This window comes from Streptomyces cinereospinus (genome assembly GCF_042430725.1).
Lineage (GTDB): Bacteria > Actinomycetota > Actinomycetes > Streptomycetales > Streptomycetaceae > Streptomyces > Streptomyces cinereospinus.
In genome coordinates this window covers 64,583-84,140 of sequence record NZ_JBHMCY010000026.1, presented here as the reverse complement: position 1 = coordinate 84,140, position 19,558 = coordinate 64,583, and the positions used below count along the sequence as shown (strand labels likewise).

Annotated in this window: 13 protein-coding genes, 1 tRNA gene and 2 pseudogenes; 2 read left to right on the top strand and 14 right to left on the bottom strand. The window is 73.6% G+C overall.

The genetic code is table 11. The annotated features are described in order from the left end of the window. Nucleotides 1-24: 24 nt before the first annotated feature. The 4 genes from ACFF45_RS15885 to ACFF45_RS15870 all read right to left on the bottom strand — a co-directional run bounded on the left by ACFF45_RS15885 (nt 25) and on the right by ACFF45_RS15870 (nt 5,919). Entirely contained in the window at nt 25-816 is a 792-nt protein-coding gene (locus tag ACFF45_RS15885) for a S16 family serine protease (protein ID WP_381346673.1), read from the bottom strand. Nucleotides 817-1,395: 579 nt separating this feature from the next. Beyond that, complete coding sequence (locus tag ACFF45_RS15880; protein ID WP_381346672.1) at nt 1,396-2,037, bottom strand: IclR family transcriptional regulator; 642 nt, start codon at nt 2,035-2,037, stop codon at nt 1,396-1,398. A gap of 378 nt (nt 2,038-2,415) precedes the next feature. Beyond that, nucleotides 2,416-4,212: a DEAD/DEAH box helicase gene (locus ACFF45_RS15875; RefSeq protein ID WP_381346671.1), complete on the bottom strand. Its 1,797-nt coding sequence runs from the start codon at nt 4,210-4,212 to the stop codon at nt 2,416-2,418. Nucleotides 4,213-4,473: 261 nt separating this feature from the next. Then, nucleotides 4,474-5,919 carry an MFS transporter gene (locus ACFF45_RS15870; RefSeq protein WP_381346670.1) on the bottom strand — a complete coding sequence of 482 codons (1,446 nt, stop codon included), beginning with the start codon at nt 5,917-5,919 and terminating at the stop codon, nt 4,474-4,476. A 179-nt stretch (nt 5,920-6,098) separates the two neighbouring features. Between ACFF45_RS15870 and ACFF45_RS15865 the strand changes: the two genes are divergently transcribed. Next, nucleotides 6,099-6,170: transfer RNA gene (locus tag ACFF45_RS15865), tRNA-Cys, on the top strand. A 408-nt stretch (nt 6,171-6,578) separates the two neighbouring features. Here ACFF45_RS15865 and ACFF45_RS15860 read toward each other — a convergent pair. From ACFF45_RS15860 to ACFF45_RS15820, 9 genes and pseudogenes are all read right to left on the bottom strand, one after another. After that, nucleotides 6,579-7,757 (bottom strand): SUKH-4 family immunity protein, encoded by a 1,179-nt coding sequence (locus ACFF45_RS15860; RefSeq protein WP_381346669.1) that lies wholly within the window; start codon nt 7,755-7,757, stop codon nt 6,579-6,581. Nucleotides 7,758-8,001: 244 nt separating this feature from the next. Further along, complete coding sequence (locus tag ACFF45_RS15855) at nt 8,002-10,311, bottom strand: xanthine dehydrogenase family protein molybdopterin-binding subunit (RefSeq protein ID WP_381346668.1); 2,310 nt, start codon at nt 10,309-10,311, stop codon at nt 8,002-8,004. After that, nucleotides 10,308-12,251 carry a 2Fe-2S iron-sulfur cluster-binding protein gene (locus ACFF45_RS15850; protein WP_381346667.1) on the bottom strand — a complete coding sequence of 648 codons (1,944 nt, stop codon included), beginning with the start codon at nt 12,249-12,251 and terminating at the stop codon, nt 10,308-10,310. Before ACFF45_RS15850 ends, ACFF45_RS15855 begins: the two co-directional genes overlap by 4 nt. Further along, entirely contained in the window at nt 12,248-13,141 is an 894-nt protein-coding gene (locus ACFF45_RS15845; protein ID WP_381346666.1) for an FAD binding domain-containing protein, read from the bottom strand. The genes ACFF45_RS15850 and ACFF45_RS15845 overlap by 4 nt, the downstream gene beginning before the upstream one ends. A gap of 329 nt (nt 13,142-13,470) precedes the next feature. Continuing rightward, nucleotides 13,471-15,096, bottom strand: coding sequence for a beta-N-acetylhexosaminidase (locus ACFF45_RS15840; protein ID WP_381346665.1), 1,626 nt, complete (start codon nt 15,094-15,096; stop codon nt 13,471-13,473). A gap of 4 nt (nt 15,097-15,100) precedes the next feature. Then, a pseudogene (locus tag ACFF45_RS15835) lies at nt 15,101-15,955 on the bottom strand (carbohydrate ABC transporter permease). A 31-nt stretch (nt 15,956-15,986) separates the two neighbouring features. Next, nucleotides 15,987-16,292: pseudogene (locus ACFF45_RS15830) on the bottom strand (extracellular solute-binding protein); the annotation flags it as partial. Nucleotides 16,293-16,590: 298 nt separating this feature from the next. Beyond that, entirely contained in the window at nt 16,591-16,875 is a 285-nt protein-coding gene (locus ACFF45_RS15825; protein ID WP_189699146.1) for a DUF3039 domain-containing protein, read from the bottom strand. A gap of 51 nt (nt 16,876-16,926) precedes the next feature. Further along, the gene (locus ACFF45_RS15820; protein WP_381346664.1) at nt 16,927-17,499 is read right to left on the bottom strand and encodes a YqgE/AlgH family protein; all 573 of its coding nucleotides are present in this window, start codon (nt 17,497-17,499) and stop codon (nt 16,927-16,929) included. 263 nt (nt 17,500-17,762) lie between these two features. Between ACFF45_RS15820 and murA the strand changes: the two genes are divergently transcribed. Next, on the top strand, nt 17,763-19,103 hold the full coding sequence (gene murA / locus ACFF45_RS15815) for a UDP-N-acetylglucosamine 1-carboxyvinyltransferase (RefSeq protein WP_381346663.1): 1,341 nt from the start codon (nt 17,763-17,765) through the stop codon (nt 19,101-19,103). Between the two features lie 97 nt (nt 19,104-19,200). Here the strand turns inward: murA and ACFF45_RS15810 are convergent, their stop codons facing one another. Further along, complete coding sequence (locus tag ACFF45_RS15810; RefSeq protein ID WP_365454050.1) at nt 19,201-19,482, bottom strand: HU family DNA-binding protein; 282 nt, start codon at nt 19,480-19,482, stop codon at nt 19,201-19,203. Nucleotides 19,483-19,558 lie beyond the last annotated feature (76 nt).

Genomic DNA, 19,558 nt, shown 5'->3' with positions numbered 1-19,558 from the left:
GCGGGATGAGCGGCCGGGCGGGCCTCAGCAGCTGGGGACCGCGCCCGTGCCCCTCTCCAGCGCGGTCAGGGACTGGACCGCGCCCTTCAGGTTGGTGACCGGGATCAGGCGCAGGCCCGCGGGCAGTTCCGACTTGGCGTCGGCGCACTCGGCGCTCGGGACCAGGAAGACGGTCGCGCCGTCCCGGCGGGCGGCCTGGGTCTTCAGGGCGACGCCGCCGACCGCGCCGACCGTGCCGTCGGCCGCGATGGTGCCGGTGCCGGCCACGGTGCGCCCGCCGGTGAGGTCGCCGCCGCTGCCGTCGCCCTCCAGCTTGTCGATGATGCCGAGGGAGAACAGCAGACCGGCGCTGGGGCCGCCGACGTCGGCCAGTTCGAGGTCCACCTCGATGCCCTTGCCGTCGAGGCCGAGGTGGGCGAGCGCGGCCTCGGTCGCCGCGTCCTGGGACGCGCGCATCTGGGCCTCGTTGTGCTGCTCGATCTCCTTGACGGTGTCGCCGCTCGGGTAGACGGCGTCCCGGGGCATGACCGCCTGGTCGGTGCGCCACCAGCCGTCGAGCACGTCACCGAGCCGGACCCGGGTGTCCGGGCCGGTCGCCTCGATGGTCGTCATCCGCAGCTGCCCGCTGGTCTCCCGGGTCGGCGCACCGGAGATGGTGATCACCGGTGTGCCCCGGTCCTCGCCGAGCACGTTCGCCGTCATCCCCGGCTGCGCCACCGAGAACGGCAACGGCGCGAGCCCGGCCACGGCGATCAGACCGACGACGGGCAGGGCGCAGACGGCGAGGGCCCAAGGGCGTGTGAGACGAGAGAGCACGGAGTCAATCTAACGCGCGGGGGTGTCCCCGCCACGGCCGGTCCCGATCCTGTCCGGCGTCAGCGCGGCATTCGCACCACCACCCGTCCCCACACCGTCCGGCGTCAGCGAAGGGGTCCGCACCACCACCCGTCCCCACACCGTCCGGCGTCAACGAAGGGGTCCGCACCGCTGCCAGCCCGTCCCCACACCGTCCGGCGTCAGCGCGACCTTCGCACCACCACCCGTCCCCACACCGTCCGGCGTCAGCGAAGGGGTCCGCACCGCTGCCGGCCCGTCCCCACACCGTCCGGCGTCAGCGCGACCTTCGCACCACCACCCGTCCCCACACCGTCCGGCGTCAGCGAAGGGGTCCGCACCGCTGCCGGCCCGTCCCCACACCGTCCGGCGTCAGCGAAGGGGTCCGCACCGCTGCCAGCCCGGGCCGACACCGTCCGGCGTCAACAAGGGATCCGCACCGCTGCCGGGCTCGATACCGTCCGGCGTCAGGGGGGTACACCACTGCTGGTCGCCGCCGCACCCGGCGTCAGCGCGCGAACGTGTTCGCGCCGCTGCCGGTTCCGGTCCTTCCGTCCGGCCTCAGCGCAGCGCCTCCGCCACCTCGCGCGCCGCGTCCATCACGCGCGGTCCGACCCGCTCCGGGACCGCGTCGGCCAGCATGACCACGCCGACGCTGCCCTCGACGCCGCTCACGCCGACCAGCGGGGCGGCGGCGCCGCACGCGCCGGCGTCCAGTTCGCCCTGGGTGAGGGTGTAGCCAGGGTCGCTGCTGGGGCGCTGGCGGGCGGCGAGGATCGCCTTGCCGGCGGCGCCCCGTTCCAGCGAGTGGCGGAACCCGGCCCGGTAGGCCACGTGGTAGTCGGTCCACGTCGGCTCGACCACGGCGACGGCCAGTGCCTCCGCCCCGTCCACCAGCGTCAGGTGCGCCGTCGCCCCGATGTCCTCGGCCAGCGACCGCAACGCGGGCAGCGCGGCCTCCCGTACCAGCGGGTGCACCTGCCGGCCGAGCCCCAGCACCCCCAGCCCGACCCGCGCGCGCCCGCCCAGGTCGCGGCGGACCAGCGCGTGCTGTTCCAGGGTGGCGAGCAGGCGGTACACGACGGTCCGGTTCACCCCCAGCTTGGTGGACAGCTCGGTGACGGTCAGCCCGTGGTCCGTGTCGGCCAGCAGTTTGAGGACCCGCAGTCCCCGGTCGAGTGTCTGAGAGGTCTCCGCGGTCACGACGCCCACTCCTTAGTGGTGAGGTCGGCAGCCCCCTAGCGGTGGATGCGTCGCCGAGTCCCGTCAGCGACGCGCCTCAGAGGCCGCCGATCGGCTGACGGCCCGGCCGGCGGTCCGGGCCCAGTCGCTTCACGGCTGCGCTCCGCGGCGGCGCTGCCACGGGGCGTGTGCGTAGCGGGACAGTAGCGAGCCGGTCCGCTGAGCGGAAGTCTCCGTCCAGAATCCGGTCAGAGACCGGGAGGGGGTACTCCGGTTTGTCCTCATCCGCACGGGCTCACAGCGCCCCCCAAGGGGTGCGGGGACCGCGCGAGCGACCGCCACCGGCCCGCGGCCGGGTACAGACAGAGGGTGCGCCTCGGCCAGGGCACGGCACCGGCGTCACCGCATGCGCGTGGCCCACTCCTGCACCTTGGCGATCCGCTGCCGCAGCTGCCCCGCCGTCGCCTCCGCGCTCGGCGGGCCGCCGCACACCCGGCGCAGTTCGGTGTGGATGACCCCGTGCGGCTTGCCGCTCTGGTGGACGTACGCGCCGACCAGGTTGTTGAGCTGCCGCCGCAGCTCCATCAGCTCCTTGTGGCTGACCACCGGCCGCCGCTCGGCGGGCAGTTCCAGCAGGTCGGCCTCGGTGTCCGGCTTCTTGCGGCTGTGCGCGATCTGCCGCGCCTGCCGCTTCTGGAGCAGCAGCTGCACCTGGTCGGGCTCCAGCAGACCCGGGATGCCGAGGTAGTCCTGCTCCTCCTCGCTGCCCGGGTGGGCCTGCATCCCGAACTCGGCGCCGTTGTACATGACCCGGTCGAAGACGGCGTCGGACTCCAGCGCCTCGAAGGGCAGCATGTCCTGCTCGCCGGTGTCCTCGTCCTTCTGCTGCTCCGCCTCCTTGAGGAGCTTGTCCTCCTCGGCGTACGGGTCCTCCTCGCCGTCCTTCTTCGGCTTGTCGAGCACGTGGTCGCGCTCGCGCTCCATCTCGTTGGCGAAGGAGAGCAGGTCCGGCACGGTCGGCAGGAACACGGACGCGGTCTCGCCGCGCCGCCGGGACCGCACGAAACGGCCGACGGCCTGTGCGAAGAACAGCGGCGTGGAGATCGTCGTCGCGTACACCCCGACCGCGAGGCGCGGCACGTCGACGCCCTCGGACACCATGCGGACGGCGACCATCCAGCGGTCGGTGCTGTTGCTGAACTCGTCGATCCGGTCGGAGGCGCCCGCGTCGTCGGAGAGCACCAGGGTCGCCTTGTGGCCGGTGATGTCCCGGATCAGCTTGGCGTAGGCGCGGGCCGAGTCCTGGTCGGAGGCGATGACCAGCGCGCCCGCGTCCGGGATCGCCTTCCTGACCTCGGTCAGCCGCTGGTCGGCGGCGCGCAGCACGGCCGGCATCCAGTCGCCGCGCGGGTCGAGCGCGGTGCGCCAGGCCTGGCTGATCGCGTCCTTGGTCATCGGCTCGCCGAGCCGCGCCTCGATCTCGTCGCCGGCCTTGGTCCGCCAGCGCATGTTGCCGCTGTAGGACAGGAAGATCACCGGGCGGACGACGTTGTCGGCGAGGGCGGAGCCGTAGCCGTACGTGTAGTCGGCCGACGAGCGCCGGATGCCGTCCGCGCCCTCCTCGTACGTCACGAAGGGGATGGGGTTGGTGTCCGACCGGAACGGCGTACCCGTCAGCGCCAGCCGCCGGGTCGCCGGCTCGAAGGCCTCCAGGCAGGCCTCGCCCCAGGACTTGGAGTCGCCGGCGTGGTGGATCTCGTCCAGGATGACGAGGGTCTTGCGCTGCTCGACGCGGTTGCGGTGCAGCATGGGCCGTACGCCGACACCCGCGTAGGTCACCGCGACCCCGTGGTAGTCCCTGCCGAGCGGCCCGGCGCTGTACTCGGGGTCGAGCCTGATCCCTATGCGTGCCGCGGCCTCCGCCCACTGCTTCTTCAGGTGCTCGGTGGGCGCGACCACGGTCACCTGCTGCACGACGTGGTGGTGCAGCAGCCAGGACGCCAGTGTCAGCGCGAAGGTCGTCTTGCCGGCGCCGGGCGTGGCGACCGCCAGGAAGTCACGCGGCTGCTCCTGGATGTACTTCTCCATCGCGCCCTGCTGCCAGGCGCGCAGCTTGCTGGCGGTGCCCCAGGGGGCGCGGCCGGGGAACGCCGGCGAGAGGTGATGGGAGGACGAGGAGGCGGCGGTGGTAGTCACGGTCTCCGTGGGGGTCGGGGCGGCGCGGCCGGGTGGGACGACCGGGCCACCCTACCGGCGGCCACCCGCCGCCAGGACGCGAACTCCCCCGGGTCGCCCGAGGGTGGGACCGACGTCACAGCGCCCCACCCGTCCCGCGCCACTTCCCGGTACGGACCGACGCCGCCCACCACTCGGACCGCCTGCACCGCCCACGCCACCGCACCACCTGCACGGCCGACGCCGTTTACACGCCCGCACCACCGGTACCACCGGTACCACTCACCGCCGCCGCAACCGCGTCGTCACCCAGGCTCCCAGCAGCGCCACCGCCGCCATCGGCAGGAACACCGCCGCGAACGCGGCCGGGTGGGCGGCCGTGGTCGCGGTCGCCCCGTGGGTCACCGTGCCGCCGCCCAGGGCCGCGAAGGCGGCGCCGCCCGCGGCGAGCAGGAGGACGTTGGAGAGGCCGTCGGAGATCTGCAGGGCGGCGGAGTTGGTGCCGGCCTGGTCGGGGGCGGAGAGCTGGAGCAGCAGCACGCTGGTGGAGGAGATCACCAGGCCCATGCCCAGGCAGCCGAAGCCCCAGGCGACGGCCACGACCCCGACGGGGACGCGGTCGAGCAGCACGCTCGGGGCGGCGGCGATGGCGGCGGCGACCAGCAGCATGCCCAGCGTCGTCAGGCGCTCCCGGTACGGCTCCAGGCGCGGGCGCGACTGCAGCCATGAGCCCAGCGCCCAGGTCGCCCCGCCCGCCGCCAGCGAGAAACCGGCGAGCGTGGGGGACAGGCCGCGCTGGGTGACCAGCATCAGCGGCACGAAGGACTCCGCGGTGATGAACGACCCCGCCGCGACGCCGCGCAGCAGCACGACCGAGGGCAGTCCGCGCGCCGCCCGGCAGGTACCGCGCGGCAGCAGGCCCAGGACCGCCGGGACCAGCAGTGCGGCGCCCGCCGCGCCGGGCAGCACGGCGAGCCAGCGCAGGTCCTGCGCGGCGTACTGGAGCAGGCCCGCGCCGAACGAGATGCCGAGGGCGAGGCGGATACGGCGCCGGTCGAAGGAGCCCGGCCCGGCCCCGTCCGCCACCGGTCCGGACGCCCGCGTACGGATCCGGGGCAGCGCGAGCGCCACGGGCAGCAGCACCAGCACCGGTATGCCGAGGAAGACCCAGCGCCAGCCCAGGTGCTCGGTCACCGCGCCCGACGCGAGCGGGCCGACCACCGACGGCACCACCCAACTCGCCGCGAACGCCGCTATGATCGCCGACCGCAGCCGCTCCGGATACGCCCGTCCTACCACGACGTACAGCGCCACGATCACCATCCCGCCGCCGAGCCCCTGCACCGCCCGGCCGAGGATGAACAGCCACATCGCCCCGGCCGTGCCGGACAGCAGCAGTCCCGCGGCGAAGGCGGCGATCCCGGTGGTCAGCGGGGCGAGCGGCCCCCGCCGGTCCGACCACTGTCCGGCCAGCACCATCGCGAACAGGCTCGTCGTGAAGTACGCCGAGAAGGCGAACGCGTACAGCGGCACCCCGTTCAGCTCCCGCGCCGCCACCGGCATCGCCGTGCCCACGGCCGTGGCCTCGAAGGCGATCAGCAGCACGACCGAGACGATGCCCACGCTCAGCGCCCGGTACGACCGGCCCAGCACCCCTTCGCTGTCGGGGGCCGACGGGGCGGGCGGGGCGGCCGCGACGTCGGTGTCGCGCGGGTCCAGGGCACTCATACCCGCCAGCGTAAGGGGCACGACCCGATATGACCCCTGTCAAAAGTCGGTGATCGCCTCAGACCTCCGGCGTAGTCCCCCCCTTTCATGAACGGCGTATGGCAGTCCTGTTGCACCCCCGCCCCTTCTCTTGAGGCCCGGCCTCCCCACCCCTACGGTCGAAGCACGTCACAGCACACGGCCGTGTGCCCGAGTGGTTGAGGGACTCGCCTGCAAAGCGGGTTACGCGGGTTCGATTCCCGCCACGGCCTCTGGATGGCCTGACCAGGCAGGACGACAGGGCGGCACCCTTCCCGAGGTGCCGCCCTTTTGCCGTGTCCGTCTCAGTTGCCGTCTCAGTTGGCCGGTACGAGGGCGCCGGCCGCTCCGTCGTCGTCATCGGGCCGGTCCGTCTCGGGCTTCCAGATCGGACCATCCACCACGCGGGTTCCATTCCCGCCACGGCCTCCAGGACCCGAACGGGACGTTCGGCAGAGCGCCGCTCCTGCGTCCAAGTCGTTCGCAGCCGCCCGTAGAACAGGCCTCACCTCCTCGAAGGCGGTTTCCGGAGGGTTCGCCGAGTTTCCCGGCGGCGGAACGCGAGGGGCACGAGGAACGGATGCCGGCACGGACCGATGACGGCTGCGAGGACGCACCCGTTTCGCCCGGCTGCCGAGGTCCTACAGAACGCCGCACGTCTCGTCCCGGAGCAGGTCCGTCCAGGCGTGCCAGCCCGAGCGGTCGACCGTGCCCGTGGGGTCGATCCGGCGCAGGACGTCGATCATCGTCGCCGCGAGCTGGTCGTAGGCCTCGGTCGTCAGCTCGTGGTCCGAGGCGGCGTCGATGGCCTTCTCGCGGTGCAGCAGCCAGAGGGTGAAGGCGAGGGTGGACAGGTCCGTGTTGAGAGGGCGGAGTCTCGCCTCGGGTTCGCTCCAGTTCAGGACCTCGCCCGTGGCGCCGTCGACGACCAGGCTGTTGCCCTCGACGAGGTGGCCAAGGCGTATCAGGTGGCCGGCCCGGTCGGGGAGCCGGTCGGCGGGGAGGTCGCCGGGGCGCTCGTCGGTGTAGTACTCGGTCAGGGTGGGCAGCGGGACGTCCGTGTCGAGGCGGAGGAGGAAGCCGTCCTCGGGCAGGCCGGTCTCGCGCAGGAAGCGGCGGGTCGGTTGGTGGGTGAGGGTGGTGGGGAAGTCGACGTCCTCGAAGCGGGCGATCCGGCCGGGGCCGAACTCCCGGTCCAGCAGGCGCGGCGGCAGGTCCAGGGCGAGGCCGGACCGGGTGCCGGGGCCGGCCATCAGGGCGAGCGGGCGGATCAGCGCCGCCATCCGCCAGTACGGCGGCAGCGCGCCGTCCGGTCCCGTCCCCTCCTCGAACACCGCCAGCAGCTGCCGCGTCGCCTCCGCCACCGCCTTCGGCCCGAAGCGCCCGGCGTAGGAGGCGAACTGGCCGCGCAGATCCGCCAGTTCCTCCGTCGCCGCGGCGAACCGCACCAGCGTCCGCAGCGACGGGGCCAGCGGGCGGCTGTCCATCAGGTCGGGGCGGTCGTGGAAGACGTACGTGGTGGAGACCTCGCCGGTCGCGCCGTCCAGCAGCACCGACTCCGACTGGAGGCCGTCCGGGACCGACAGGCCGCCTATGACGAGCTGTTCGCGCAGCCGGGCCACCAGGCGGTCGGGCTCGGACGTGGAGTCGGCCACCGTCCGCAGGCCGTTGCTGCGCAGGGCCTCGAACGTCATCAGGGCGCTGCCGCCCGGCAGTCCGGGACCCGTCAGCCAGCGGCGCGTGGGCGCGTGGGTGACGTACGGGTCGAGTTGGTCCTCGGTCAGGGTGATCACCGCGACAGCGGCGTCGATCGTGCTCATGGCTCCCCCGGCGCGTGCTGGTCCAGGGGGTACGCCCGCCGTCCGTGCCCGCGCGGCCGTCCCCACTGCCCAGCACACTACGCGCCACCACTGACAACGGCTCCGACCTGCGCGAACAGTCAGCGAACTTCAGCAAGCGAACGTCAGCAGGCGCGTGCCATTGAGCACACGTCACTGAGCGAACGTCAGCAGGCGCATGCCATTGAGCACACGTCACTGAGCGAACGTCAGCGGTCGAGCAGCCTCACTGCCCCGTCACCACCGCCGCCTGCGGCCGGATCGGCAGCCGGTTCACCGGCCGGCCCGTCGCCGCCCGCACCGCCGCGGCGATCGCCGCCGGCGACGCCACGACCGGCACCGCGCTGACCGCCTTGGCGCCGAAGGGCGCGACCACGTCCCGCTCCTCGACCAGCTTCACGATCCGGATGTCGGGCGCGTCCAGCGCCGTCGGCAGGGCGTAGCCGGTGAGGTCGGGATGCCGTATGACGCCCCGGGGCGTGCGCAGGTTCTCCGTGAGGGCGATCCCGACGCCCTGCGTGACGCCCGCCTCGATGCGCGCCGCCAGTTGCGCCGGGTGCAGCACCCGGCCGACGTCCTGGGCGACCGCCAGCTCCACCACCCGTACCGAGCCGAGCTCGATGTCGACGTCCACCACCGCGCGGATCGCGCAGAAGGCGAGCCCGACGAAGGCGTCGCCCTGCCCGGCCCCGTCCAGCGGCTCGGTCGGGTGCGGGCGGCACTGCGCGGTCGCCCACAGCTCCTTGCCCTCCAGCGCCTCGGTCACGGTGGTCGACAGCACCCCGTCGTACGACGTGATCTTGCCGTCGGTGATCTGCAGCAGCTCGGTGGACATGCCGAACTTGTGCGCCAGCGGCTGCAACAGCTGCGTACGGACCATCTTCGCCGCGCGTTCCACCGCACCGCCCGACACCCAGGTGTGGCGGCCGCGGCAGCCGGCGCCGGCCGGCGGCTGGTCGGTGTCGACCGGCGCCACGTGCACCTCGTCGATGCCGAGCGTCTCCTGGACGATCTGCCGGGCGAGGGTGGTGAAGCCCTGCCCGGTCTCGACGGCGGCGCAGAGCACGGTCGCCACGCCGTCCTGCACCTTCACGGTCGCCGTGGAGACCTCGTCGGCGCCCTCCGCGCCGAGCATGTGCACCATGCCCAGCCCGTAGCCGACGCCCCGGCGCACCGCACCCGGTTCGCCCGCGCCCTCGGGGCCGCCGGGCAGCAGCCACTCGTCCTCGGGCGTGTCCTTGGGGAGCCTGGGCAGCGGGAAGTCCCGTACCGCCTGGAGCAGTTCCGCGACCGGTGCCGGGCACGTCACCGTCTGACCGGTGGGCAGGACGTCCCCCGTCGCCATGACGTTGCGCAGGCGCAGTTCCGCCGGTTCGATGCCGAGCTTCTTGGCCAGCTTGTCCATCTGCGCCTCGTAGGCGGCGCAGACCTGCATCGCGCCCTCGCCGCGCACATGGCCGGAGGGCGGGTTGTTGGTGCGTACGGCCCAGCCCTCGATGAAGGCGTTCGGGACGACGTACGGGCCGCAGGCGAAGGCGACCGCCGCGGCCAGTGCCTCGGCCGAGGTGTCCGCGTACGCGCCCGCGTCCAGCAGGATCTGCGCCTCGACCTTCACCAAGGTGCCCTCGGCGTCGGCGTGGTGGCGGTAGCGCAGCAGCGTGGGGTGGCGGTGCGGGTGGCCCAGGAAGGACTCCTCGCGGGTGGCCGTCAGCTTCACCGGGCAGCCGGTCTTCAGCGCCAGCAGGCCGAGCGGGAGCTGGAAGCCCTGGTCCTCGCGGTCGGCGGTGGCGCCGGGCACGCCGGTGACGACGACCTTGACGCGCTCGGGCTCCAGCCCGTAGCAGGCGGCGGCCGTGTCGCGGTCGGTGTGCGGGTCGGTGGAGGCGAGGTACAGCTCCACGCCGCCGTCGGGGCGCGGGACCGCGAGGCCCGCCTCGGCGCCGATGGGGGCGGGGTCCTGACGGCCGATGCGGTACAGGCCCTCGACGACGACCTCGCCGGCCGCGTCGGGGTCGCCGTGCCGCAGCGGGATGTGCCGGATCAGGTTGCCGTCGGGGTGCAGCGGCTCCGCCTCGAAGGCCTGCTCCGGGTCGGTCACCGGGTCGAGCACCTCGTACTCGACGATGACGGCCGCCGCCGCCATCCGCGCGGTGTCCGGGTGGTCGGCGGCGACGGCGGCGATCGGTTCGCCGTGATGGCGTACCAGGTCGGAGGCGAACACCGGGCGGTCGGCCTTGCCGCGTCCGTGCAGCGGGGAGCCCGGCACGTCCTCGTGGGTGACGACGGCCCGCACGCCGGGCATCTCGCGCGCGTGGGAGGTGTCGATGGACACGATCCGCGCGTGCGGGTGCGGTGAGCGCAGGACGGCCGCCCACAGCAGGCCCTCGGCCCACAGGTCGGCGGCGTACGGGAAGGTGCCCTCGGTCTTGGCGCGGGAGTCGGCGGCGGGCAGGGAGGCGCCGAGGCCGTGCGGGAGCGGCTCCGCGGCGGGTACCGCCTCGGCGGTGGTGGTCGCGGTGGCGGCTTCGTCGCTCACGCCTGGCCTCCGTCCTGTCCCTGTCCGTACGGCTGGTCATGCGGTCCGGGCGGTGTCCCGGGGGACTCGAACGCCGACGGGTTGACGCCGGCCCCGGGGCCCGCCTGCTGAGGGATACGCGGTTCGCCGGCGTCGTGTTCGGGCGCGTCCGGCGCGGAGTGCGCCGCGCGCTCGGCGACGACGTCCTGGACGGCCTCCAGCACGGCCCGGTAGCCCGAGCAGCGGCACAGGTTGCCGCACAGCGCCTGGCGGCTCTCCAGCTCGGTCGGCGCCGGGTTGCCCTCCAGCAGGTCGTGCACGGTCATCGCCATGCCGGGCACGCAGAAGCCGCACTGCACGGCACCGCACCTGGCGAGTGCCCGCTGCACGTCCGACGGCTGCCCGTCGACGGCCAGGCCCTCCACGGTGCGCACCTCGCTGCCGGCCGCGGTGACCGCGGGCACCAGGCAGGAGGCGACGAGCCGCCCGTCGACCTGGACGTTGCACGCCCCGCACTCGCCTTGCGAGCAGCCGTCCTTGGCGCCCGCGAGGCCGAGCCGCTCCCGCAGCACGTAGAGCAGCGACTCCCCGATCCACGCGTCGGTGACGGGACGGTCGCTGCCGTTGACGCGCAGCACGTACGAGGCGAGGGGGTGCTCCTCGTGCGGGACGGTGCCGGCCGGCCCCGCCGCCGCGGCGTCCGGCTCGCTCCCGGGACCGGCGGGCACCGGCTCCCCGGCGGACTCGGGCCCGACCGGTACGGTCCCGCTCCGCGCGTCGCCGACCGGTACGGCCCCGGCCTGCGCGTTCCCGGCCTGCGTGTCCCCGGCGGATACGGCCCCGTTCTGCACGTCCCCGGCGGGCACGTCCCCGGCGGGTGCGGCCCCGATCGGCACGTCCCCGGCGGGCACGTTCCCGGCGGGCGCGGCCCCGATCGGCACGTCCCCGGCGGGCGCGGCCCCGATCGGCACGTCCCCGGCGGGCGCGTTCCCGGCGGGCGTGGCCCCGTTCTGCACGTCCCCGGCGGACGCGGCCCCAGTCGGTACGGCCCCGATCGGCACATCCCCGGCGGGCGCGGCCCCGGCCTGCGCGTCCGCCGTCGGAGCGAACCCGGCCGGCGCGGCCTCCTCGGCGGCCTGCGCGGCCGGGCTCCCGGCTCCGGCGAGGTCCTCGCCAGGGCCCTGGGACGGGCCCTCGGCGGCCTGTGCGCCCTCCGGCGCCTCCGGCGCGTCCTGCGGCGCCCCTGCGGGCCGTTCGGGCGTCTGCACGCCCTCCTGGCCCCCCGGCGCCCCCTGGGCACTGCCGTGCCCCGCGGCGCCCGCCCCGGTGCCGTCCGCCGGGTGCGCCTCGGGGGCGTCGGTGGAGAACCGCTGCCCCGCGGCGTGGCCCCACGGCTCCCCGGTGCCGGTGGCCCAGGGCGCGGGCGCGCCGCCCGGCAGCGTGGCCGGCGGCGTGCCGCCCCACTGCTCCACCAGCGCCGACGTCGTGAACTCGCCCGACTCGTCGGGGAGGTCGCCGTTCGCGACCGGGATGGACCACTGCCCGGTCACGTCGTGGCCGGGCGCGGGGGCGGCCTGCGGCTGCCCGGCGTCGCCCTGCTGCCCGGCGGCCTCCTCGAAGTGCCACTGCCCGGCGACCCCGGGGTCGTACGTGAACCGGTCCTGGCCGGCGCCCTGGTGCGCCGCGCCCGGTTCGGGCCACCGCGCCCCTTCAGGGGGCACGCCCCAGGTGCCGGGGGCGGCGGGGTCGGTGCCGGGGCCGGGCGTGACCGTGATCTGCGGCGGCACGTAGCCGTGGCCGGGCGCGGCGAGCGGGCTGTCGGCGGCGGCCAGCAGCGCGTCGATGCCGCCCTCGGGGAGCTGCACGAAGGCGGTGGCGCCGTCGTCGTAGTCGCCCTGGGGCAGCGGGTCCCAGCGTCCGCCGCCCTGGGGCGTGCCCTCTCCGTGCTGGTCGTCGGTCACGACAGCGCCCTCCCCAGTGCTCGTCGGGCCAGCGCGGCGACGGTGCGCCGCAGGTGCAGTACAGCGGGCGGAAGCTGTGGGACCGACCCGTCCTCGGCCTCGGGCGCGTCGGGGATGCAGGCCGCCGCGACGTACTCGCCGAAGGCGGTGAGCGCCTCGGGGACGATCGCACGGCCGTTGTCCCAGTCGATCAGCTGCGTGACCCACTGCTCGGCCTCCAGGGGCCGCAGCGGCATCGGCGCTATGGCTCCCACGGCGCACCGCACCCCCCGCCGGGCCGGGTCGAGGACCAGCGCGACGGAGGCGAGGGCCCGCCCCGGGCCGGTGCGACCGGTCGCCTTGAGGAAGACCTGCGGAGCGTGCAGCAGGGGCACGCGCACGTACCCGATGAGTTCACCGGCGCGCAGCATCTCCACGCCCGCCAGCAGGTGCGACACCGGGACCTCCCGGCGGGCTCCGCCCGGGCCCGCGACGATCAGCGTCGCCTCCAGGGCGGCCAGCACGGGCAGCGCGTCGCCCGTGGGGGCCGCGGTGGCGATGTTGCCGCCCAGGGTGCCGGCGTTGCGGATGTGCGGCGGGCCCGCGGCGCGCGCGGCGGCGGCGAGCGCCGGGATCAGGGCGGCGAAGTCGGGGCGGCCCATGCGCGCGTGCGTGAGTCCGGCGCCGAGCAGGGCGTGGCCGTCCTGGTACTGCCAGCCGCGGATCTCGCTGATCCGGCCGAGGCCGACCAGCGCGGCGGGCCTGAGCTGACCGGAGTTGACGGCGGTCATCAGGTCGGTGCCGCCCGCCACGGGTACGGCGGCGGGCATGGCGGTGAGTGCCGCCACGGCCTCGTCCAGCGTGCCGGGCAGGGTGACGGCCTGCGCCGCCTGCGGTGCGTGCGTGGTCAAACCGGCTGCCCCTTCCCGCTGCCCCACCTGGTCCCGCCTGTGTGGCCGTACGGTACGTGCCGACAGGGCGGACGTGGCAACTCTGGCACATCTTCGCAGCGACCGAGGACGGGGGTCCGCTAGGAGACGTTCGCCCACCTCATCGGGGAGATGGCCCGATTTGCACACACATCACCGCGCATCGCCGGTCAGCAGGAATGGGCACTCTCCGGTGACCCTTGTCCGCTTTTTTTCTCGCTTGTTCGAGACCTGCCCGTTCAGGCCCACCCGCCCGATCGGGCCCGCCCACCCGACCGGGGCTGCCCACCCGACCGGGGCTGCCCGCCGGTCTACCTGACCGGGGGCGGTCCGTCGATCGGGCGGCCGAGGACGCCGGGGCGCTGCTGCCAGGGCCGGGGCCCGGCGGGCGGCCGGTAGGCGACGCCCAGGGCGTCGAGTCGCCGGTAGTGGGCGGCCATCCGGCGTTCGAAGCCGGTGAAGTCCCGTGCCGCGGGGGCGGGCAGGGCGCTCCACGCCACCTCCGCGAAGGCGGCGAGCCGCGGGAAGACCTGGTAGTCCACGCGGGCCTGGTCCTCCATCACCTCGGTCCACACGTTGGCCTGCGTGCCCAGGACGTGCCGGGCCTGCTCCTCGCCGAGCCCCGGGGGAACGGGCTCGAAGCGGTAGACGTCCTCCAGGGTGCGCACGTATCCGATCGGCACGGGCTCGTCCGCGCCGCCGGCCTGCCGGTGGTCCAGGTACACCTGCTGCTCGGGGCACATCACCACGTCGTGGCCGGCCCGGGCGGCGGCGATCCCGCCCGCGTAGCCGCGCCACGAGGACACCGCCACCCCCGCGGGCGGCCCGCCTTCCAGGATCTCGTCCCAGCCGATCAGGCGGCGCCCGCGCGCGGTGAGCCACGTGTCGAAGTGGCCGATGAACCATGCCTGCAACGCGTCCTCGCCGGCCAGTCCGAGTTCCCGGATCCGTGCCTGCGCGGCGGGCGACCGCCGCCACTGCTCCTTCGGGCATTCGTCGCCGCCGACGTGAATGAACCGCGAGGGAAACAGGTCGAGGACTTCCTCGAACACGCCCTCGTAGAAGCGCAGGGTGGAGTCGGTGGGGGCGAGTACGTTCGGAGAGATCCCCCAGGTGTCCCAGACGGTGAGGGCGGTGGTGTCGATGACGTCGGTGTTGCCGAGTTCCGGATACGCGGCGACGGCGGCCTGCGAGTGCCCCGGTATGTCGATTTCCGGGACCACCGTGATATGCCGCTCGGCGGCGTAGGCGACGATCTCCCGGATGTCGTCGTGGGTGTAGTGGCCACCGTGCGGCTTCTCCTCCCACAACGGCGAGGCCCGGTGGCCGATTTTGGTGCGCGCCCGCCAGGAACCGATCTCGGTCAGCCGGGGATACCGCTTGATCTCCAGACGCCAGCCCTGGTCGTCCGTCAAGTGGAAGTGGAGGACGTTCAGTTTGTGCGCGGCCATGAGATCCAGGTAGCGCAGCACACCGTCCCTGGGCATGAAGTGCCGGGCCACGTCGAGCATGAGGCCGCGCCAGCGGAATCGGGGTGAATCCTCCACCCGGGTCAGCGGCAGGCGCCAGGTGCGGCCGGGCAGCGGGGCGCGCCGGAAGGCGTCGGGGCCGAGCAGTTGACGCAGTGTCTGGGCGCCCCAGAAGAGCCCGGCGGGGCCGCCGCCGGCCAGGTCCACGCCGGTGGGCGTGACGGCGAGGCGGTAGCCCTCCGCGCCGAGGTCGCCGGTGACGGCCGGGTCGACCGAGAGGCGGACGACGTCGTCGCCGGGCTCCTGCGCCGGGAGCAGCGGCAGGCCGGTGGCGGCGCCCAGCACGGCACGCAGCCAGCGTTCCGTGCGTTCGGTGCCGGCGGGCGCGGCCAGCCGCGTGCGGGGCCCGAGTTCGAGGAATCCGTCCTCGGGGGCCGTCGTCCGCAGGGGTTCGGGAATCACGTCCACCAGATCAGTCCTTTACCGCTCCACCGAGCCCCGACACCAGTCGGCGCTGCACCAGCACGAAGAACACCAGCTCCGAAATCGTCATCACCGTGGACGCCGCCATCACGCCGCCCCGGTCCGGCTCGTCCGGTGTGCGGAACACCAGCAGGGCCATTGGCAGCGTGGGCTGCGCGGTGTCGCTGATGATGAACGACTTGACGAAGAGAAAGCCGTTCCAGGCCGAGACGAAGGAAAACACGCTGGTGGCCACCAGCCCCGGGAAGACCAGCGGGAAAAGGGTCTGCCGGAGGAATCGCGCCCGGCTCGCCCCGTCGGTGTACGCGGCCTCCTCCAGCGCCCGCGGCACCTTCACGGACCCGCGCAGCATCCGGATCGCGAAGGGCAGTGAGAAGGCGATGTGCGGCAGGATCAGCGAGCCCAGGGTGTTCAGCCGGCCGAAGTCCCGCATGAGGGAGAACAGGAGGAAGAACAGGGGGATCGTCAGCCCCTCCACGGGCACCGTCCGGGCCACCAGGAACATGATCCAGCGGGGTGGTCCGGAAGCGGAACCGGAATCGGGTCACGGCGGTCGCGGCGAGAAACGCGATCAGCGCCGAAACGATCACGACGGTGCCGGCGACGACCGGACTGTCGACGGAGTACCGGCCGAATTCCTGTTGTCGAAGACCCGCCGGAAGGAATGCGGAGAAGGGGCGAGCGTCCACGGCCGGGGGGTCGCCGAATCGGTCTCCCCGGCCGGTTCGAAGGCGCTCAGCACCGTCGAGTACAGCGGGAAGGCGACCACCGCCGCGGTCAGCAGGGCCGCCCCCTCGGCGGCCGCCCGCCACGACCGCCGCACCGTGCCGGCGAAGTGATGCACGGCTCCTCCCCCTGTGTGCGCAGCAGCCGCCGCCGTACGCGATGACGTCGGGGGCGCTCGCGGGGTCGTTGAAGGCGGCCTTGATGCGCCGGGCGCGGGACTCGACCGGGAGGTGATCGGCGGTGACCTCGGTGCCCTCGCGCGCCTTCTCGAAGCCGTCGGCCACGGCCCGGACGACCCGTTCCTCCGGCTCGTCGTCGACCTCCTGGGACAGCCGGACGCGCAGGGTGCCGGTCTGTTCGTCCTTGCCGGAGGAGGAGGTGCCGGACGCCTGCGGGGCGCAGGCGGCGGTGGCCGGGGCGGCCGCCACGGCGGCCAGTCGGACGGACAGCTTCACGGAGTGCCTCCGAGGGATGTCGCGGCATCGCGTTGCACTGTGCGCAACCCAGGTTTCGCTCCGTACGACGACAAGCGGAGGCTATGGACTTCATGAACATGCCCACAAGAGGTCTCCACCACTCCGTGACATGCCGCAGGGGCGCGACGCGGAACCGCGGCGCAGAGCACGGCCGGCCCCGCAGCGGGGGAAACCGCCCGACGGCGGGCACGAGAAGGCCCCCGGGGCGCGCGGCGGCGCACCCCGGGGGCCTCCCGGACTTCGCTCAGGAACGGTCACTCAGCGAACGGCGGGGCGGTCACTTGTCGCCACCCTTGCCCTTGTCGTCACCGCCCGCGCCCATGGATTCGTAGATCTCCTTGCACATGGGGCAGACGGGGTACTTCTTCGGGTCGCGGCCCGGCACCCAGACCTTGCCGCACAGCGCCACGACGGGCGTCCCGTCGAGGGCGCTCGCCATGATCTTGTCCTTCTGGACGTAGTGGGCGAAGCGCTCGTGGTCACCGTCGCCGTGGGAAGTCTGCGGCGTGGGCTCTACGAGTGTCCCCGTACCAGTCCCGCGCTCGGGCTCGAGAGTGCTCATACGGCCAAGGGTACTGAAGCGCACACGCAAGGGTTGAGCGAAGGGCGCCCGTCAGTTGAGCGAGGGGTCGTCGGGGTACGTGGCCACCATCGCCAGCTCGTTGCGCTGACGGCGCAGCACCTCGCGCCAGAGCCGTTCGGGGAACGGCGAGCAGACGTCGCCGGGCTCGGACTCCACGACGTACCAGGCGCCTTCGGCCAGTTCGTCCTCCAGCTGGCCGGGGCCCCAGCCGGCGTACCCGGCGAAGATCCTCAGCGAGCCGAGCGCGGAGGCCAGCAGCTCCGGCGGGGCCTCCAGGTCGACCAGGCCGATCGCGCCGTGCACCCGCCGCCAGCCGAGCGGGGCGGCGTCGCCGGACGCGCCGCCCGGGATGACCGCCACGCCGAGGGCCGAGTCCAGCGAGACCGGCCCGCCCTGGAAGACGACGCCGGGTTCGCCGGCCAGGTCGGCCCAGCCCTCCAGGATGTCGCCGACGTCCACCGGTGTCGGACGGTTGAGGACGACACCCAGCGAGCCCTCCTCGTCGTGGTCGAGGAGGAGCACCACCGCACGGTCGAAGTTCGGGTCCGCCAGGGCGGGGGTGGCCACGAGCAGCCGCCCTGTGAGCGAGGACACCTCGGTCATGCCAGACATGATCCCGCATCTTCCCGTCCCATGGGGAGCCAATCAGGCACCAGGAGTGAACGCGGCTCAGGGCGGACGGCCGCGCCCCGGGCGCGCGGCGCCCCCGCCGACGGCCCCCGTGACCCCATGTGCCCGGTACGGAACGGTTCGTATTGTGACAGAGCTATGACAGTGCTGAGCGGTCCTCGGGCTTACAGCGGAGGGGGCGGCGGCGACTACTCTGTCTCTCCGGCCCTTGCCCAACTCATCGGAACGCGAGATACATGACCGTCAACGACGATGTCCTGCTTGTCCACGGCGGAACCCCGCTGGAGGGCGAGATCCGTGTCCGCGGTGCGAAGAACCTCGTACCGAAGGCCATGGTCGCCGCCCTGCTCGGCAGTGCGCCGAGCCGGCTGCGCAACGTCCCGGACATCCGCGACGTCCGCGTGGTCCGCGGACTGCTCCAGCTGCACGGCGTGTCGGTGCGGCCGGGTGAGGAGCCTGGCGAACTGGTGCTCGACCCGACCCGGGTGGAGAGCGCGAACGTCGCCGACATCGACGCCCACGCGGGGTCCAGCCGCATCCCGATCCTCTTCTGCGGCCCGCTGCTGCACCGCCTCGGCCACGCCTTCATCCCCGGCCTCGGCGGCTGCGACATCGGCGGCCGGCCCATCGACTTCCACTTCGACGTGCTGCGGCAGTTCGGCGCGCGGATCGAGAAGCGCGCGGACGGGCAGTACCTGGAGGCGCCGCAGCGGCTGCGCGGCACGAAGATCCGGCTGCCGTACCCCTCCGTCGGCACGACCGAGCAGGTGCTGCTGACCGCCGTGCTCGCCGAGGGCGTCACGGAACTCTCGAACGCGGCCGTGGAGCCGGAGATCGAGGACCTCATCTGCGTGCTGCAGAAGATGGGCGCCATCATCGCGATGGACACCGACCGCACCATCCGCATCACCGGCGTGGACCAGCTCGGCGGCTACGCCCACCGCGCCCTCCCGGACCGGCTGGAGGCCGCCTCCTGGGCGTCCGCGGCGCTCGCCACCGAGGGCAACATCTACGTCCGGGGCGCGCAGCAGCGCTCCATGATGACGTTCCTCAACACCTACCGGAAGGTGGGCGGTGCCTTCGAGATCGACGACGAGGGCATCCGTTTCTGGCACCCCGGCGGGCAGTTGAAGTCCATCGCCCTCGAAACGGACGTGCACCCGGGCTTCCAGACCGACTGGCAGCAGCCGCTGGTCGTCGCCCTCACCCAGGCCACCGGCCTGTCCATCATCCACGAGACGGTCTACGAGTCCCGTCTCGGCTTCACCTCCGCGCTCAACCAGATGGGCGCCCACATCCAGCTGTACCGCGAGTGCCTCGGCGGCTCCGACTGCCGCTTCGGACAGCGCAACTTCCTGCACTCGGCGGTCGTGAGCGGCCCCACCCGCCTCCAGGGCGCCGACCTGGTCATCCCCGACCTGCGCGGCGGCTTCTCGTACCTGATCGCCGCCCTGGCCGCCCAGGGCACCTCCCGGGTGCACGGCATCGACCTGATCAACCGGGGCTACGAGAACTTCATGGACAAGCTCGTGGAGCTCGGCGCGAAGGCGGAGCTGCCGGGCAAGGCGCTCGGCTGACAGCCGGTACAACGACGGGGCGGCCACCCGGTGCCGGGTGGCCGCCCCGTCGTCGTCTCTCAGACTTCGTACACCGTCCCGTGGTGTACGGGCAGCGTCACTTGCCCTTGGCCGCTTCCTTGAGCTTCGAGCCCGCGGAGACCTTCACGCTGTAACCGGCCGGGATCTGGATCGGGTCACCGGTCTGCGGGTTGCGCGCGGTGCGAGCGGCACGGTGGGTGCGCTCGAAGGTGAGGAAGCCAGGGATGGTGACCTTCTCGTCCCCCTTGGAGACGATCTCGCCGACGACGTCGGCGAACGCGGCCAGCACGGCGTCGGCGTCCTTGCGGGTCACCTCGGCGCGGTCGGCCAGCGCGGCCACCAGCTCACTGCGGTTCATGTTGTTACTCCCGTGTCTTTCTTGCCATTGAGGCGTGCCACGCGGCGGAGCCGCATATCGGGCACAGCGAAGCCGA